13 protein-coding genes are annotated in these 17,343 nt (G+C 40.0%); 5 read left to right on the plus strand and 8 right to left on the minus strand.

What is annotated here, in order from left to right; genetic code table 11:
- Positions 1–218: 218 nt before the first annotated feature.
- Entirely contained in the window at positions 219–1,193 is a 975-nt protein-coding gene (locus HRU23_17210) for a transposase (protein NRA55879.1), read from the minus strand.
- A gap of 115 nt (positions 1,194–1,308) precedes the next feature.
- Here HRU23_17210 and HRU23_17215 point away from each other — a divergent pair.
- Positions 1,309–2,465 (plus strand): IS3 family transposase gene (locus HRU23_17215; protein ID NRA55880.1). Its coding sequence is split into 2 segments (ribosomal slippage): positions 1,309–1,567 and positions 1,567–2,465, totalling 1,158 coding nucleotides; the frame shifts between segments, so codons are not numbered across the junction.
- Between the two features lie 248 nt (positions 2,466–2,713).
- On the opposite strand, the gene HRU23_17220 is transcribed toward HRU23_17215, so the two are convergent.
- Both HRU23_17220 and HRU23_17225 read right to left on the minus strand, forming a co-directional pair.
- Positions 2,714–4,300, minus strand: coding sequence for a hypothetical protein (locus HRU23_17220; protein NRA55881.1), 1,587 nt, complete (start codon positions 4,298–4,300; stop codon positions 2,714–2,716).
- A 4-nt stretch (positions 4,301–4,304) separates the two neighbouring features.
- Positions 4,305–4,730 carry a hypothetical protein gene (locus HRU23_17225; GenBank protein NRA55882.1) on the minus strand — a complete coding sequence of 142 codons (426 nt, stop codon included), beginning with the start codon at positions 4,728–4,730 and terminating at the stop codon, positions 4,305–4,307.
- 900 nt (positions 4,731–5,630) lie between these two features.
- Between HRU23_17225 and HRU23_17230 the strand changes: the two genes are divergently transcribed.
- Positions 5,631–5,918: a SelT/SelW/SelH family protein gene (locus HRU23_17230; protein NRA55883.1), complete on the plus strand. Its 288-nt coding sequence runs from the start codon at positions 5,631–5,633 to the stop codon at positions 5,916–5,918.
- Between the two features lie 382 nt (positions 5,919–6,300).
- Entirely contained in the window at positions 6,301–7,605 is a 1,305-nt protein-coding gene (locus HRU23_17235) for a PAS domain-containing methyl-accepting chemotaxis protein (GenBank protein NRA55884.1), read from the plus strand.
- A 166-nt stretch (positions 7,606–7,771) separates the two neighbouring features.
- Here HRU23_17235 and HRU23_17240 read toward each other — a convergent pair whose 3' ends face one another.
- The 3 genes from HRU23_17240 to HRU23_17250 form a co-directional block, all read right to left on the minus strand.
- Complete coding sequence (locus tag HRU23_17240; protein ID NRA55885.1) at positions 7,772–8,188, minus strand: phosphate ABC transporter substrate-binding protein; 417 nt, start codon at positions 8,186–8,188, stop codon at positions 7,772–7,774.
- 9 nt (positions 8,189–8,197) lie between these two features.
- Positions 8,198–9,343: a hypothetical protein gene (locus HRU23_17245; GenBank protein ID NRA55886.1), complete on the minus strand. Its 1,146-nt coding sequence runs from the start codon at positions 9,341–9,343 to the stop codon at positions 8,198–8,200.
- Positions 9,344–9,888: 545 nt separating this feature from the next.
- On the minus strand, positions 9,889–11,508 hold the full coding sequence (locus tag HRU23_17250; GenBank protein ID NRA55887.1) for a methyl-accepting chemotaxis protein: 1,620 nt from the start codon (positions 11,506–11,508) through the stop codon (positions 9,889–9,891).
- A gap of 1,269 nt (positions 11,509–12,777) precedes the next feature.
- Between HRU23_17250 and HRU23_17255 the strand changes: the two genes are divergently transcribed.
- Positions 12,778–13,746 carry a substrate-binding domain-containing protein gene (locus tag HRU23_17255; GenBank protein ID NRA55888.1) on the plus strand — a complete coding sequence of 323 codons (969 nt, stop codon included), beginning with the start codon at positions 12,778–12,780 and terminating at the stop codon, positions 13,744–13,746.
- A 514-nt stretch (positions 13,747–14,260) separates the two neighbouring features.
- On the opposite strand, the gene HRU23_17260 is transcribed toward HRU23_17255, so the two are convergent.
- Both HRU23_17260 and HRU23_17265 read right to left on the minus strand, forming a co-directional pair.
- Entirely contained in the window at positions 14,261–15,574 is a 1,314-nt protein-coding gene (locus HRU23_17260) for a hypothetical protein (GenBank protein NRA55889.1), read from the minus strand.
- Between the two features lie 241 nt (positions 15,575–15,815).
- A complete protein-coding gene (locus tag HRU23_17265; GenBank protein NRA55890.1) occupies positions 15,816–16,715 on the minus strand; it encodes a LysR family transcriptional regulator in 900 nt (299 codons plus the stop codon).
- 94 nt (positions 16,716–16,809) lie between these two features.
- On the opposite strand from HRU23_17265, the gene HRU23_17270 reads away from it, so the two are divergent.
- Entirely contained in the window at positions 16,810–17,295 is a 486-nt protein-coding gene (locus HRU23_17270; protein ID NRA55891.1) for a GNAT family N-acetyltransferase, read from the plus strand.
- Positions 17,296–17,343 lie beyond the last annotated feature (48 nt).

A 17,343-nucleotide genomic window follows, 5' to 3' on the forward strand; every position in this document is an offset into this window, starting at 1 on the left:
CTTACCAAAGAAAACAATAAAGGACACTCAATAAATTTAGACGGCGATGTATTAACGAGAAAGCCCCCTATTATTTAATCTAGGAATCCATTTCACACTATTTGTAGTGCAAAAAAATTAGTTTTTCGGGGAATTTACAGAGAATTTGAAAATTTGACGTAATAAGCCATCAGTAAGACTCGTTAAGTTACTGAAGGTAATTGTTATTTTTTCTAAAATCAGCCTACACCTTTATACCAGCGGTGGTGATGGTCATTTGCACAACGTCGCAAGCTTTGTTCACTGCCAGCAAAGTTACCGTAGTGACGCCTGAAGTTCTTTATTACCTCTATCCAGTCATCTTCACTAATGCCCAGTGTTTCAATTAACTTAGGAGTCGAACTACCAATGTAGCCGCGCTTTTGAGGATGAATAGCACGACCGCTCCAATCAGCGAGTTCGAGATAATCCACCAGCGAAAATGCTATTGCATGTCTGTCTTGTGATAAACCAAAGGGGAGTAATGCTGGCGGTTGCTTGTCTTGTGCGGTTTTGTTCTGGTTTGATTGATGTTCTTGATAAGTGGTAATGCGTTCTTGAATGGAAGTGTAATCACTGTGTTCTAAATCATCACACATTTTTGCTCTTACTGGGTTTAAATCAACGTACATCATGCAGCTGAGTATCGCGGTTTCATCAAGCAGTGCTTGTGATTTGAAGCGCCCTTCCCAGTAACGTCCTTTGCATTTATCTTCCTTGTTAGCCTCACGCGCTATCGTTTCATTTAGGTTGCGCATAAACCAGCTAATGTCATATAACCGCTGCCGCCACTGCTCAGCATATTCTTCAATACGTTGTAATCGACATTCATCTTCTATTTGACCGCGAAGGTACAAATCAACCATCGGGTTGCCATGATACAGTCGGTACCAGCGCTCAATCACCTCATCCGTTGACCAAGCCAGTGCTGCTTCACGGTTTACACGTAGCACCAGATGATAATGGTTGCTCATGATGGCATACGCTGCAATATCGATTGAAAAGACGCTAGAAAGTAGCTTAACTCGGTCGATTAACCACTGACGGCGGTGATTGAAGTTTTTACCTGTGAGTTTATCGTCACCGCACAAATAAGCACGGCGAACACAACGAGATATTACGTGGTAATAAGGCGTGGCTGACAAATCAATTAAACTGTCTCTGGCTCTTGTCATGATATTTATCTCCTACCAATTGCAGGTGACAAGCATAGTACATTGTAGTGGTACAGTGAATTTGGCCACCTAACTAGAGGTGATATACTCACCTCATATTAATTTAGGTGACATTATGAGTCGAGCAAGAAAGCCACATTTCAAACCAGAATTTCGTTTGGAAGTAGCACAGTTAGTTGTTGATAAGGGCTACTCCGTTCGTGAAGCGGCCGATGCGATGAATGTTGGTAAATCCACTGTCGATAAATGGGCAAGACAGCTAAAGCTAGAGCGTGATGGCGGTTCACCAACAGCCACACCTTTAACAGAAGATAAGCTTAAGATCCGTGAACTTGAAAAACGGATACGCCGCATCGAGGAAGAGAAAGAAATACTAAAAAAGGCTACCGCTCTCTTGATGTCGGACTCGATGAGAAAACCTTATTAGTCAGTCGGTTGAAAGAGAGCCATACCGTTAAATTACTCTGCGAAGTGTTTGATATTCATCGAAGTAGCTATAAGTATCAAAATCTTAAGCCACAACGACCATCCTTTGCAATGATTAAATTAGAGAGTGAAGTACGTGCTGCGTTTAACATGAGTGGTGGCTCAGCAGGCTCTCGCTCGATAGCTGGCATACTCAATAATGACGGTATCTCGCTGAGTCGATACCGAGCTCGTAAGGTAATGAAAAAGTTGGATTTAGTTAGTTGTCAGCCTTCTAAGCCGAAGTACAAAAAGGCGAACAATGAGCATTTGGCCGTACCGAACTTACTTAAGCGTCAATTCAATGTGAGCAGACCTAATGAAGTTTGGTGTGGCGATGTCACCTACATCTGGATAGGAACTCGCTGGGCATATTTAGCTGTGGTTATGGATTTATACGCCCGCAAACCAGTAGGTTGGGCATTCTCGTTATCGCCAGATAGTAAGTTAACAGCAAGTGCATTAGAGATGGCTTATGAAGTAAGAAAACGCCCAAAGGGAGTAATGTTCCACTCAGATCAAGGTATGCATTACACCAGTAAAAAGTTCCGTCAAACCATATGGCGCTGCCAAATGAAGCAAAGTATGAGTCGTCGGGGAAACTGCTGGGATAATGCCCCAATGGAGCGATTCTTTAGAAGCTTAAAGACGGAATGGGTGCCCAAAGTAGGTTATAAAGATTTTACCCAAGCAGATCATGCAATAACGAATTATATCATGGGCTACTATAGCCAAGTTAGGCCACACCGGCATAACGAAGGAATTAGTCCAAACGAGGCTGAAAGATTATTTAAGAAAGCCTCTTAAACTGTGGCCAAATTTAGTTGACCACAACACTGACAAGTATCTTGATTGATAGTGAATAACGGTAAAACACGCACAAATAGCATTGCACTAAATCAATTACGATCTACCTATTTAAGATTCATATATTAAGTGTATATTTGTGAGTGTCCTAAATTTAATCTTGAACAAGCGTCTCGCTATCTCTGCGGGACGCTCCGTTAACTATCAAGTTTTTCTAATAACGACTTTCAAATTTGAGTCGTCCATTATCAACACCGTTTATGGTTAGGATGGGCATCACAAAAATTTCCTCCGCCGCCACCTGTATTTCCACCACCGCCAGTGCTATCACTTGCCACAACAACAGTTGTGGTCGAACAGATCCAGTCCGATGAACCCGCACTATTGTGAGCACGTACACAATAGCGGAAGGTGCCGGCATCGCCCGTAATATCGTTAAAGCTGGTAACAGCTTCAACCGTCCCTATTTCCGTGCCTCCGACAAACATTCCTGCCCGTTTCTTATGCGGCGAATCTCGCCATATTGAAAAGCTCGCTTCATTACTGTTAGTCGTCCAGCTTACTTGTGGCCATGTTTCCCCCATTATCGCTGTTACATCTGTTGGTGGATTTGGGATAACCGATGCTGCTGGTGTTATTTCAATAAGCACTTCTGCCGTGGCAGAGCCTGAATCAGCATCGCTGACATTGGCACTGATCGTATGCTCCCCTACGGTGTTAAATACTACAACCAGCGAGTTACCTGCCCCCAAAGATCCATCAAGATTAGAACTCCAATTGATTGAGTCATCTAGGTTACCGTCTTCTATATCAGAGGCAGAGCCGTTTAAGTTGACAGCGCTGCCCGCTACAAATGTATCGCCATTAATAGGTGAACTAATATTTACTGCTGGCAGGTTATTGCCTATATCAGCCAACCAACCAATATCGAGCATTAATTCAAATGCTAATCCCGGATCATGGATCGGTGGGTTAGTAATAAACGGCTCCATGAGCTGATTTGGTGTAAAAGAGGTGCTCCAATGTGAAACGGAAGACCCCTGCTCGACCGAGTTTGGCGCATACATCGGCGCATGACCCACTGCAGCATCGACATTACCACCAATAAAATGTAGGTCTCCGGTATCGATGGCTGAGGTATGGCGCTGTGCGTCGGTCATTAGATCCCAAGTTAATGATTCGGAGTGGTCTTCTAGATTCGCTGAATAAATGTCGATCATACTAAAGAAGCGTTTACCTGTTAGTTCATCGACATAGGATGCAAACCCCAAGCCGTGTCCAATCTCATGGATGACAACATCGGCCAAATCGATATCGCCTCCGTTATCGCCGTCAAGCCCCAGATACCAGCTGGTGCCCAGCAGACACGTATTATTATTGTCGATGCTGCTATTGAACGTTGCACCCAAATCTGGAACCGTTGGTTGTAAGTCGCTACCAGCCAGAGCATTAGCTAACGCTTGTGGGTACCATGTATCGCTGAGCGGTGCATTAATGAAGTTTCGATGAACCGTGGTGGCTCCCGCAGAGCCCAGTACAGCGGAGCTTGAATTACAAGAAAGTGGATCAAACTGAGCCTCTACCTCTATTACGACCTCACTCTCTAAATATGCTCCCCAAATCTGGGCTGCATAACGAAAAACCTCAAGTCGCTGGGCACCTAGTGTTGTACCTGTGTTGCCACCAATAGGTGTCGCTATCGTGGGATCGTTAAACCCTTCACCGGCACCATCGGCATTCACAATCACGATGTTTGCAGCAAACGCTGTCATCAGTGACAAAAAGACAAGCAGTATGCCTAGCAAAGTAATCTGCTTAAAATAACGAATACACATGCTGCTACCCCCCTTGCCCAATAACGGCAGCTGAGCGGCCACAATTTAAGTGTTCGGTGCTGACGCTGCCATTTTTATTGACCACTGCAACCAATGGACTGCGAAAGCGACGGCGTAAATTGACACTTACCCCACCTGTTGGCCCTCTTTGTTGTACCAGCCCTGTGGTTGATCGGTTTGCTTGGGCGGAGTGTAACGCGGCCCATGCATTAGATTGCTCTGCTGATGGCACTGAGGTAGGTCGACCGGTTTGCGGATCTAAATGCATGACCATTCCCGATCCTCCGAGAATGCAACCACTGGTTTTTACAGCTACGTTAGGTTTGTCGATGTTGATGTCGTTTTCGGCTAGAGTCGGCACTGAGAAAAGCAACAGAATTACCGCTCCCCCTGCTGTACACAGCTGTTTGACAATTGATAGAGTGTTCATTATGCCCTCCTATTCACGGGCAATATGACAAGTGAATAGTGCATACTTATATAACAAGTTGATAGTACGAACTAAGTATTACCCTTCTAATATTGCTAGTAAGTATAGACTGCCTTTGGTGAGCTGCCACTGCATTTTCCACATATATTCATGGATAAAAAAAGCATAGTTTTTACTTACCAGCTTGAATTACAACTTTAAAAGATAACTATTCCTGCCTACTGTCTCCCAAACGAAAGCCACGAACAAACCTACATGTTGATATGGCAGTCAGGTACTTTATTGAATAATTGAGTAGCTTAACCTTTACTTTTCTCACAACAAAATCTAGATAACATATGGCCACTATTACTATTTTATTCATGATGCGCGTTGCAACTATTATTTAGGCGATAAAAACATACAATCCACTGCACTGCATTACAAAGGAAAAAAGTAGGACAACCTTAAGAGCAATCACAGTAGGGTTTTTTAATATGATCAAGGAGAATGAACGGACTCAAGAGCAAAAATCATCAGATTTATAGGATAATATTTAACTAGAAATGCGATATCGGTTGATTTAACAAACTTGTTTGATAAACCTGTCAATTCAATATTAATAATACTCATTCAATATAACTAAACGATTGAAAGATTATTCAATTTCAATTATGGTCTTCGCATATTAAAATGGACGGTTATGATTAGCGGTGTTTTTCAAGGTAGTTATCCTTTGGTTTCAACTCATATTTTGAAAATGTGAATGCGACAAATGGTGGTATCGCTTTTGCCCAGAACATTGGAAGATACCAACACGCTTTAACCAACAATTTTTTACCCTAATTAAATATCACAATATCCTATACTACATGGCCCATCTTGCCGCTAGTTGGGTGGATCAGTAGAGGTTTTACAACAATTATGAATAAGATTGAAATTAAGTATTGCTCGAAATGCCGTTGGTTATTGCGCTCAAGTTGGATGGCTCAAGAGATCCTGACGACTTTCGAGGGCGATATTGATGAATTATCGCTGCTGCCAGGTCAAGGTGGCATTTTCGAAATTATTGCCAATGGTAATATCATTTGGTCACGTAAAGAAATGGGCCGTTTCCCTGAGATCACCGAATTAAAACAATGTGTTAGAGATGCAATTGTGCCCGACAAAGATTTAGGCTGTATCGACCGAAAAAAAGCAAAAGAATAACATCAGTTATAAAATAAAGTACAAATTGCCCAATATTATTGGGTAATTTAACCCCTTCCCCTTTTAGATACTCGATGAGTACTTTAAATACATTCCGAAATAGACCGCAAGAGTATCGCTATATTTGGGCTTATTAATCACAATATGGCTAGTTTTACTCTGTCTCTTACTGCTGCACATGGTGATTAACGTACGCTTGATTTTGTTTAAAAATTCAGCAGAAATTGATCTATTCATTTGATATATATGTGATACTCTAAATTAAAGTAATCAATATAAATAATTGAGTAGCGGATAAAGGAGTTATAAAACTCTTAGCCATAACTCAGGTTAAATAAAATATTTGTGCCGGTTCTAAATTTAACTATAAGGAAGTAGTTACATGGGGTTAATTTTTAATAGGAAGGTTGTTGATATAGCGCCTACGCAAGAACAGCTTGCAGCAAACAAGTCTCAGCGAATTTTAGATAGTTTAAAAAAATCAGTTGCCTTTATCGAGTTTACACCGCAAGGCACAATCATAGATGCAAATCTAAATTTTTTAAATGCTGTAGATTATACGCTTGATGAAATTAAGGGAAAACATCACCGTATCTTTTGTGATAAAACATACACAAAATCAAGTGAATACGAGATTTTTTGGCAGCAGCTAGCCTCGGGAGAGTCAGTTAGTGATCAGTTTTTACGATTTACTAAACAGGGTACCCCCATCTGGCTAGAAGCAAGTTATAACGCGGTTAAAGATGTCAATGGCCACATCGAATCAGTGGTGAAAATTGCCAGTGATATCACTGAATTCGTCATAGAATCGAATATTAAAAAAGGTATTCTTAGCGCGCTTGATCGCTCAACCGCCATCATTTCTTTTGAGCTCGATGGTACAATAATTGATGCAAACGAAAACTTTTTAGCCGCTACAGGCTATAGTCTGTGTGATATAGCAGGCAATCATCATAAAATGTTTTGCCCTAGTGAACTTGTAGCGAGTAGAGAGTATTCAACGTTTTGGACCCAGTTAAATAATGGCGAATTTGTTCAAGGTTTATTTGAGCGTAAAGATTGCCAAGATAACATATTATGGCTAGAAGCAAGCTATAACCCTATCAGAGATGAAGCTGGAAAACTGATTCGAATTGTCAAATTTGCCACTGATGTAACCCAAAGGGTCAATGATATAAAAACAGCATCAGTTGCCGTGCACACTACGGTAGAAGCCACTGAGCAGGTATCAAAAGAAGGCAAAGAGGTGTTAGTGAAAAGTGTTTCGATCATGGATGAAATCACTAAAAATGTCGAAGTCGTTGCAAGGGATATTTCAGCTATTCGTGAGCAATCAGATAAAATAAGTAATATTGTCAGCACAATCTCATCTATCGCAGACCAAACCAATTTGCTGGCTTTAAATGCGGCAATAGAAGCAGCAAGAGCGGGAGAACAAGGACGAGGCTTTGCTGTTGTCGCTGACGAAGTAAGGCTATTAGCCGCCAGAACCACCAGTTCAACCACTGAAATAGCCGATGTCGTTAAAAATAATTCCGAGTTATCATCAGCCCTGTCTAAAAATATTATCGAAACGCAAGAAAAAGCTCAGTTGGGTAAGGATCTTGTCTCTCAAGTGGATGGTATTTTTGTCAAGATTAACCAAGGGATGTCGGGAGTAACAGCCTCGCTTGATAGATTACAGTAGCCCGCTAACGAGTCGAACTTATTACGAGCTGACATAGGGTCAATTGACCAATGAGATGAAAGGCTGTATGAATTTTTGTAAATATGAATCGATAAAATAATTGCTATAAAGAGGCATGCAACAATATTGTTGCATGCCTTTAATTTTATGTAATGGCTAGCAAAATTTAAAATGTAGCGATTACTTTCACAGAGTCAGTCACTTGTGCGGCATCAACATAACCAATTCCATTGGCATTATTGGCGACAAAGTTAATAACGTCAGTCTCTGAACCTAAATCTTTTGGCGGCTTACCTTTGCCAGTAAAGATTTGTTTAGACCAAAAAGCCTTAAGCTGGCTAGCACTCTTTTTAAGTGCTTTTTGTTCAAATTCACTACGAGCCGGACTAGATGCTGGTAAATTCACTGGCACAATTTTGTTGCCGTTGGCAAAGCTTTTAATTTTACCTAGGAATATCCGTGAAGCATCACTAGTCGTAATGGCACTAGCATTGGCTTTATTAACGATTACAGCTACTTCAGCCTGCGCAACAGTACTATTAAATAAAGCCGTAGCAGCAAGGATTAATAATATACTTTTCATTGTCTACTCCTAAAAAACAGTTACGAAAGCCATACGAAATAAGTTCGCATCACTAGCAGCGTTGATATCGTTTGAATAATCTGTGTATTCAAATTTCAGTGCTGCAGAGCTGTGGAAGTCCCAACGAAGACCTAAAGTAACGTAGCTACTGTCATCTTCCTGAGTACGCATAAAGGCATCTGTTCCAGCTTTTAATGCATCGATTTGAAGATTACCACTAGCAACATCATTGGTTATTACGCGACTTTCATCGTCATCTTTACCATAGGTAACATGGACTAAAACATCGTCGAACCGCTTACCTAAAGTCACGTAATAAGAAGCTTCTTTAGCGCGATAGCTGTTTTTAATTTCTAAACTGGCATATTCGGCAATAACGATGTAATCGTTATAGTCAATTTGTAAGCCAAGCTCAGCGAAAACCGCTTCGTCTTCAGCGACAAGCAATTGACTAGCAACATCGTGGTAACCAGCGCTGCTCCATGAAGCAGCGGTTCCGGCAAGTACAGGATGCATTACGTTGGTATCGCTAGCAACAAAATATGCACCGCGCAACGTTAACCAATCACGGGTTACTGTCACTGAAAATCCGCCAAGATTATTGGTTTCCACGTTGAAAGTACCGTCGTCAGTTGTGACATCACCGTCGTAGTTACCGTAAATTAGCTGAGTTGATACATCAAACTCACCCAAGGTAGATGTATAGGTGGCAGATATCGCATCTAACTTTGAAAAAGGCACATTGTAAACACCTTTTGGCGGGCTGATCCATGGGTAAGCATATGATACATCAAGATAATCTGAGAACATGTAAAACGGTGCACGCTGACGACCTACTTTAATGTTTAACTGATCGTTTATAGCATAGCTCAGGTAAGCCCATTCAAATTCAGGATCCCAATCGTTCTCTCCGCGGGCCAAAATTTGTGCGGTAACGCTTAGTCCGTCACCCAAATCATTACTCGCTTGCAGCGCAAAGAAAGAACCTTGCTCTAGGCTAATTGAGTCGTCGTAACCATTTAAAGTGTCACCACTTGAGGTTGTTTGTCCGGCAACAATTGATGCAAAACCGTTCCACTGGATCTCTGCATGAGCAGTAGTGCTAAGACAAGTAGCAACCGACAAAGCTGCTAGCTTTTTGAATGTTATTTTCATGTATGTTTTCCGTTGTAAAAAATTTAATAATTGAAATTAAAACTTAGATCTTCCATGAAAAGTCGTGCTCATAAACGCTGAGCTGCATCATTATCCGTGTATATTGAGATGCAATATCGAGTAAAACAAATAATTATCGCGCCGATTAAAAGGATGATCAGCAAAAGTAAATGGTAGTTTACTTTAATAATTACAGTAGCTTACTGTTAATAGTATATCTTTTTACAATTAATAAACAAAGCGAATAATGACGTTTTAAACAACTATATTAAACATATATTTGAATTATTACTGTATTGACTAAACTACATATCGAAATTAAAAATAACAGCACCGAAGTCACGCGAAATTTAACCGTCATTTCGTCGATTAAAACAATGCACTAAACTTGGTAGCTATTATCTTGTGAGTTCAGTTCTGGGAAGTTTTTCTCTAGAGAGTTCTGATTTACTGGGTTCAAATTAGGTGGGTATTACAACAACCATAGTGAGCCGCTATAACAGCTCACTATGTGATGTCAGAAAAAGTATAATTGCTAGCTTCAATTATACTTTAAATTGGCCTGTAATTTTCGCAAGTTCTGACGCTAACATATTTAAATCATTAGTAACGTTAGCTATTTCGTTAGAGGCAGCTGAAGCTTCTTGCGCGCATAATTGAATATCTTCAACTTGCCCGACCATGATGGTTGCTACCTGACTTTGTTCTTCTGTGGCAACCGCAATAGCACCATTCATATCTGAAATCGTATTGACGGTTTCAGTAATCAGCATTAAACGTTCGCCCGCTTGATTTGCGCTATTAACACTGGCTTCAACGCTTTGACGTGAATTGTCCATCATGCTTACAGCTTTGCTTGCGGCTGTTTGTAATTGGATCAACATAAGATTAATTTCTTCTGTTGACTCTTGGGTTCTTGACGCTAAATTTCTTACTTCATCAGCAACAACCGCGAATCCTCGACCTTGTTCACCGGCACGCGCGGCTTCGATTGCAGCATTTAAAGCGAGCAAGTTTGTTTGTTCAGCAATACCTTTAATAACTTCTAACACCACGTTGACACGATTGGTATCTTCTTGCAGTTGATTAATGGTGTCAGAGGTATCAGCTACTATTTGAGCCAGTTCTTCGATGCCTGCAACGGTCTGCAACACAACTTCCCTACCGAGATCGGCTTCTTTATTAGCATTTTGCGCTGCTGTCGCAGCATCTGCTGCATTACGTGTGATTTCGCCAACACTCTGGCTCATCTCATCGACTGATTGGCGCGATTGAATAACACTTTCGCTTTGCTTGGTAAAAGAGATAATAGTGTCGTTTGATAAACGTTGAATATTCTCAGCGGTATTAGCAATGGGCAGAGAAGTGTCCACCACACGTTTAATAACACCTTGGAGTTTTTCTATAAAGGTATTAAACCAGAATACCAACTCACCTATTTCGTCTTTGCTGTTGGTCTTTAGGCGCACGGTTAAATCTGCGTCGTCTTGCGCGATGTTTCGCATTGAATCAATGATTTCAGCTAAGCTACGCTTGGTATTTCGTGCGATTGGCACTGCTACAATGAACAAAAGACCAATGGTCGCGATACCGATAATTAAACCTGTTTGCGAGGTCGATTCTACATTAGTATTCACTTCCTCAAAAGCAAAGACAAAAGCCTCATAACGCTGATGTTTGAAAGTTGCTAAATTACTCTCAATTTTGATTAACTGCTCGCTAATTCTCTGCGCCTGCGAAGCTAAAGTATCAAAATTTATCGTGCCATCGACCATTTGAGCTGACAAGGTGCTTGACGCAACATAATACTGCTTAAAGTCTCGTAACCAGGCGTTCAAAAATATTGCATTTTCTTTATCTGCTAATGCGGTTGTTGTAAAGGCGTGTTCAATTTCTTGGCTGTATACTTTTGCATTGTCAATAAGTTCACCTTCACCCATTGTTGCTGCGTTGGCCAATGTTTCTTTAATTTTATCGAGTTTAACCAAACCTAACTCTGCGGTCTGCAATAGACGATAATCAATTTGATAGGCCTGTTTAAGCAAGTCAACAGTATTTGACATCGACAGTATGCTAATCAGAAGATAGACACTAAAACCAAGAGCACCAACAACGGGAATAGTAAGTATTTTTACTTGAACAGAAAGCGAGTTAAACCAATTCATTACGAAACCTCAATGACCAACATTAGCTAATTTACTAGCGCTCGGATTCTATAGATATAAGTGATTGAATACAAGGAACATATACTGAACAGGTTGAATAGTGCGTATAAAGTCGCCGAATGTGCGCTTAAATATCAACAAGTCACAATTAAACAAAATCGACTTACAACTGTAATTATTTTTGTGATAAAAATAGATTATTGATAACGTCGGTGAACGTTGAAAAGCCCGGCAAAGCTATGCTCATCACCGAATCCGGTTAATTGGTCAGTGCCAACAGATTAAAACATACGTTTTATATTTATTAAAAAAAATCGTAATATCTGTTAGAGATATTCAACTTAAAGACAAAAAAAACCTGAATATCCACACTTCTGTTTGATGCTTTTTTATTCGCTAATAATTACTTTGCTACTTTAAATAGTATGCTGTGCTACAAATTGATCTAGGTGTCTCAAATGTTAGGGACAACTTTCGCGCACAAACTTAACCTTGTTGCGAAAGGATCAAGCACCAACCTTGTTTCGACTTTGCTAGTTTGCAGTACTTAAGTAATACCGTGGCTCTTATTCAAGACAGCGGAGTTAGATTAATGTTTCTACGCATATCTTACATAAATAACGAGGAGCGAGGTTGTTTAGCAATACCTGTAACTCAATCCATTTCAGGTCCCAATTACCGAGCGCTTTAATCATAATTCTCAACTCCATTATTACCATATTAGAGTTTCCCAGCGAAGAGTTAACCTGCTCTGTAGTGAAACGTTCCTTTGGTCGTTTGAAGCACGATTGGATATTTAAGATGCCACAACCGAATCGAGTATATATGCGTCAATATGTCACCAAATATTTGAAGTATTACAATGTTGCACTACTGTAGTGAGCTAATTATGATCAGTCGCCAATTAAATTTCACAATCCTTTACCTAACTGTCCGGTTGGACTTGATCAGAACATCGCAAGTTGATAATTAACCGTTTCATCAGGCACAATTTTTTGTTTAGCATCCTGAGGTCAAAATTGATCAGGTAACGGGATATCTGCCAAGTAACCAACAAAAAAAATGACAACACACCCAAGCACTAACAAATTGATACGTATCACTATATTTACTCAAAACACAACTTTTGGAAACCAAACAGGTTTCAAATCATTGATAAAAATTTTGCTAAATTAAATGGTTTTTGACTTTGCTCTGATCCATGTCTGCTATACTAAAAAGACATAGATATGTTGATTCTACAGCCTCCAGTTTTTCAAAGGAATCAAGATGAACATCAACAAGATCGTGCTCGCCTATTTTTTTTTATGCTTTAATTCTTCCGCTGTCGCTGAGGGTTTAACTTTTGGTTTAGTTGCCAAAAGTATTAATGATGTTAATTTTATTGATGTTTGGCAAGGATGCAATAAAGCCGCTAAACGCTTTGGCGACAGATGTTTACTTTTAGGGGGAAAGGGAAATGCCCAAATACGACGTCAAGAAGAAGCAATTAAATCTGCTGTAAAAAGCCAACAATATGATGCACTTGCCATCTCAGTTATGAACTCTGAACTTGCTGCAAGAGCCCTACAAAACATTAATATTCCTGTTATTACTTTTGATTCTCCCTTTAATGAAAAATACCAGTTCCTCAGCCACGCTTACGTGGGTATAGATAATATTGAATTCGGCAAAGATTTAGCCAAAATAGCAAAAACATTATTACCAAAAGGCGGAACGATTTGTTTTATGACAGTAATGCATGACCAAAATCTAGCTTTACGGATACAAGGTGCTCGCGCAGAATTTAGTGACAATAACAAATTCACAGAGTCACAAAGGTTAACTAAAAAAGGTAAATGGACCGAACTTAACCGATGTCCATGGTATACGTCAGATAATATAAAAAGGTCACATGATCAACTCGAATATACGATAAGAGTATTGAAGCCGGATGTTTTTATTGCAGTGGGTCATTGGCCGGTGTCTGACATAACGGCTTACAAAAAATTAATTGAGCCTTTTCACCAACAGATAAGTCATAACAAACCATTACTGATCTTTGGCATAGGCTCTAGCCGTAAAAATCAACTGAGTCAACTCATCAATGCTGGACTAGTCCATGGTTTTGCCAGCATTAACTTTCCTCAATTAGGGAAAAATAGTTATGAAATCATGAAAAAATTAGTACAAGATAAAACAAATAAAAACATCAGCCGAAAAAATTATATACCCAGTATTATTGAAATGAAGAAATAATACCAATAGCGTCGTTTCATCAAATCCATTGATAGCGCTGTGTTCAAGAACAATAGTCATACTGATAATATTTATACTCAATTAAAGATTACAAGCAGTCACACATACCTTTGGTTACTCTAGAGTTGATATAACAGCTTATACCAACTCGATTAGCGCTGCGGTACTAAATTGCTATTAGCACACCAACTCGCCGTAAACCCATGCTACTTCGGCGAACTTTCATTAGTAATCCCCTACTTGCCTTAAAGCTGGCTAATCAATTTGCGCAGCCAACGATGACTCGCTTTGCTGGAGTTTAGTTTGTGCCAGTAAATATTTAATTGGTCTTCAGGCTAGCTGCAACAATGGGGCAAGTGACAAACCAATGAATAATTGAGCATGGTTTGTCGTGTGATGGTGCTATATCCGTCTTTTTACCATGTTAGATATTCTATGTTCGCCGACATTTCAATTTAATGGCTCACAGATAATACAAAGTATAAATCAGAATTAAAACATAGCTATGGCTAGCTTAAACTAATACATTCAAAGACCAATAAGGCGGGTAATCTATATCGCTTTGGGTTTTACGATAAATATTAGCCCGTATTTCATGCTCCTTGCTAATAACATCTTCTTTATTGTCACCGACAATCCACATTTGCAATAACATCACGCCAGCAACAGTCATATCATCATCGGTCAGTACATCGTCTTTTTGTCTGTTATGGCGAATTAAAATGCCTTCTTGATGCTCTAAGTGAGCAATATAATCGTAGTCGAGTATGTTTGAAACTGTACCTGTTTCTTTGCCAGTGATAAGCACAATCAATGTGTAACGTAGTTGCTTGCCAGAACGCCATTTTTGCCATGGGTTATTTGCTGAAGGCTCTTCACCACCTGCCAATAACAAATTATCACCATACAAAGAGTTATTGCAGCTATATAGATAGTTATAGTGAAATGTATGGGCTGCTCGCGGATTGATTTCGGTCAAATTAATCGTACCATCTGGCATAATCCAAAACTCAAGATTAAAGAATTGATTCCGGTATCCCAAGTGAGCAAGCCGGCCCATATAATCTTCAACCCATTGTTCTATTTTGGTCGCCATATTGGCATTAATTGAAATGGGTGGCGTGACATAGCCCAGTGCCTGGTGATTAGAAAAATAGACTTCCTCTGTCAGCGCGTAATTTACAATTTTACCATCACCGGTGATATATCCTTCAAGGCAATACTCAATGGCACTATTCATATCGACCATGTGTTCAGCGATAAATGGTGGCGCAACGGCAGGAATGGTTGTTGGATCAACCCCACTAAGATAGGACTTATACTGACCTGCGATAAGTTCTTGCAATGCAGCATCTTCACGGTAGGCTTTCAGTGTTGCACGCAGTTCGTCTGGGCTGGCTATCTTAAAGATACCGCGTCCCAGCGATAGCGAAGTATTTTTAAGCATGAAGGGCCATTCATCATCTGGAATTTTAGCCAAAATCTCGTCATCGGTCTCGGTGAGCGGGTCAACCGGTGCGAAGAAAAATGCGTTGCTTTCTAATGTCCGCATCAAATATTTATTCATGCAATAGAAAAATGCTAATCTTGAGGGTACATCATTACCCAACTGCTCATTGATAAGAATATGAGGGAAAGCATCTTTTTGTGCATAACCTGCAACGGCGCTAATTCCAAGCGCTTTGCATTGATTAACAACAGCTTGAATATCATCTGGATGTAATGATTTTACATCTAGAGCATGGACATTAAAGTCTTGCTCCATCTCTTTGATGCCACTCGCCATATAAGGTTGTGGAGAAAGGAAACCAATATGTTTTTTGCTCATTATTATCAAATCCTTAATATAAGAAATTACTGATTAACTTATCATAGGAGAAAGACCAACGCTGAAACCAGATTGATCCAGAACAAGAGTGACGGTAATAAATTATTATGATGATGATATCCAAGGGGATTAGCTTACTTACCTTGATCGGTTATAACCGGTTTTTATCAAAAGTAGTACTTTTATGTTTGTTATCGCGAAAAACAGAAGATCGCGTAAACAGTGTTGTGGTCCGTATCCCTTAAAGTTTGCTAATCAGATGACGTAGCCAACGATGACTCGCTTTGCTGGAGTTTAGTTTGTGCCAGTAAATATTTAATTGATAATCAGGGATCGCTAATGGTGGCTCAAAAATGTCAATGTCGATCATGTTACTGATGTGTGTGACAAAAAGTCGGGGTAAAGTAAGAATTAAGTCTGAGTTTAATACCGTATAAGGCGCGGCCATCACGCTAGGTAATTGTAACGCCACGTCTCGTTTTAGTCCCAGTGCGGCGAGCTTTTGATCAACAATTCCTGCTTTTTCACCCCAGGGTGAAATTCTGACATGAGATAACTGCAAGAAGGTATCAAGTGATAAACCATTGAGTAGTTGAGCATGGTTTTTGCGCGCGATTGTGCAATACCGGTCGGTTAACCAGGTTAGATATTCTATGTTCGCCGACTTTTCAATTTCATGGCTAAAGCCCAATACAAAATCCAACTCACCATTAATTAGTTTCTCAGTGGGTATTTTATCTTCAGATGGCACAACAGTAATGCGAATGTTCGGTGCCAATGTTGTTAGCTGACCTATAAGCTTTGGTAATAAACTAAATTGAGTGTAGTCAGTGGCAGCAAAAGTAAATTCAATGTCGCTGGTTGCCGGGTTAAACTCAAGTGTGTTATTTAAACCATTATGGATCTGGCCAAGTGCAGGCGCAATGGCTGTCGCTAGCTGATGCGCTAGCGGCGTCGGCTCCATCACATTATTAATTCGCACAAATAATTCATCGTTTAAGCGTTTTCTTAATCGTGATAAGCCATGACTAAAGGCTGACTGGCTGATACAAATATCATCAGCGGCTAGCGATACAGACCTATTTCGGTACAAAGCGTCAAACAAAATTAATAGGTTTAGGTCAAATTGATGTAAATTCACATGAATCCTTTTCATTTTAATATGAATATAATGCACTGTTATCATAGTAATTCAAAGGTTATGATAACGTCAATAAACATAACTGGAGCAAAAAGTGAATCAACTTTCAATTCGTCAAGCAGTTGCCAAAGATGCAGCTATTATTTTAAATTTCATTCGTGAGCTGGCAATTTATGAAAAAGCAGAACATGAAGTATTGGCCACCGAAAAAACAATTTCAGACACTATTTTTGCTAACGACAGCCATATTAATGCCTTAATTTGTGAACAAGATGGTCAAGCAATAGGCATCGCAATTTACTTTTTCAACTACTCGACTTGGCTCGCCAAGTCTGGCCTTTATCTTGAAGATCTATATGTTGCTCAAGAACATCGTGGCAAAGGGGCAGGAAAATTACTGCTGAAAAAAATGGCACAAATTGCGCTAGAAAAAGACTGTGGTCGATTCGAATGGAGCTGTCTTGATTGGAACAAGCCGTCACGTGATTTTTATCAATCGATAGGTGCTAAATCACAAGATGAATGGGTTGGTTACCGGATGTCTGGCCAAACTCTGATTGATTTTGCCGAGCAGCCGTAATGGTATAACTCTTAGTTTTTCTGCTCAGAAAACGAAGCGTTCGCATGA

The organism is Gammaproteobacteria bacterium (assembly GCA_013214945.1).
GTDB lineage: Bacteria > Pseudomonadota > Gammaproteobacteria > Enterobacterales > Psychrobiaceae > Psychrobium.

Excerpts from the sequence above, each read along its gene's own strand:
- HRU23_17225 (NRA55882.1), bottom strand. The coding sequence starts at position 4,730 with ATGAACACTCTATCAATTGTCAAACAGCTGTGTACAGCAGGGGGAGCG.
- HRU23_17255 (NRA55888.1), top strand. The coding sequence starts at position 12,778 with ATGAACATCAACAAGATCGTGCTCGCCTATTTTTTTTTATGCTTTAAT.
- HRU23_17220 (NRA55881.1), bottom strand. The coding sequence starts at position 4,300 with ATGTGTATTCGTTATTTTAAGCAGATTACTTTGCTAGGCATACTGCTT.
- HRU23_17250 (NRA55887.1), bottom strand. The coding sequence starts at position 11,508 with ATGAATTGGTTTAACTCGCTTTCTGTTCAAGTAAAAATACTTACTATT.
- HRU23_17245 (NRA55886.1), bottom strand. The coding sequence starts at position 9,343 with ATGAAAATAACATTCAAAAAGCTAGCAGCTTTGTCGGTTGCTACTTGT.
- HRU23_17260 (NRA55889.1), bottom strand. The coding sequence starts at position 15,574 with ATGAGCAAAAAACATATTGGTTTCCTTTCTCCACAACCTTATATGGCG.
- HRU23_17235 (NRA55884.1), top strand. The coding sequence starts at position 6,301 with ATGGGGTTAATTTTTAATAGGAAGGTTGTTGATATAGCGCCTACGCAA.
- HRU23_17210 (NRA55879.1), bottom strand. The coding sequence starts at position 1,193 with ATGACAAGAGCCAGAGACAGTTTAATTGATTTGTCAGCCACGCCTTAT.
- HRU23_17240 (NRA55885.1), bottom strand. The coding sequence starts at position 8,188 with ATGAAAAGTATATTATTAATCCTTGCTGCTACGGCTTTATTTAATAGT.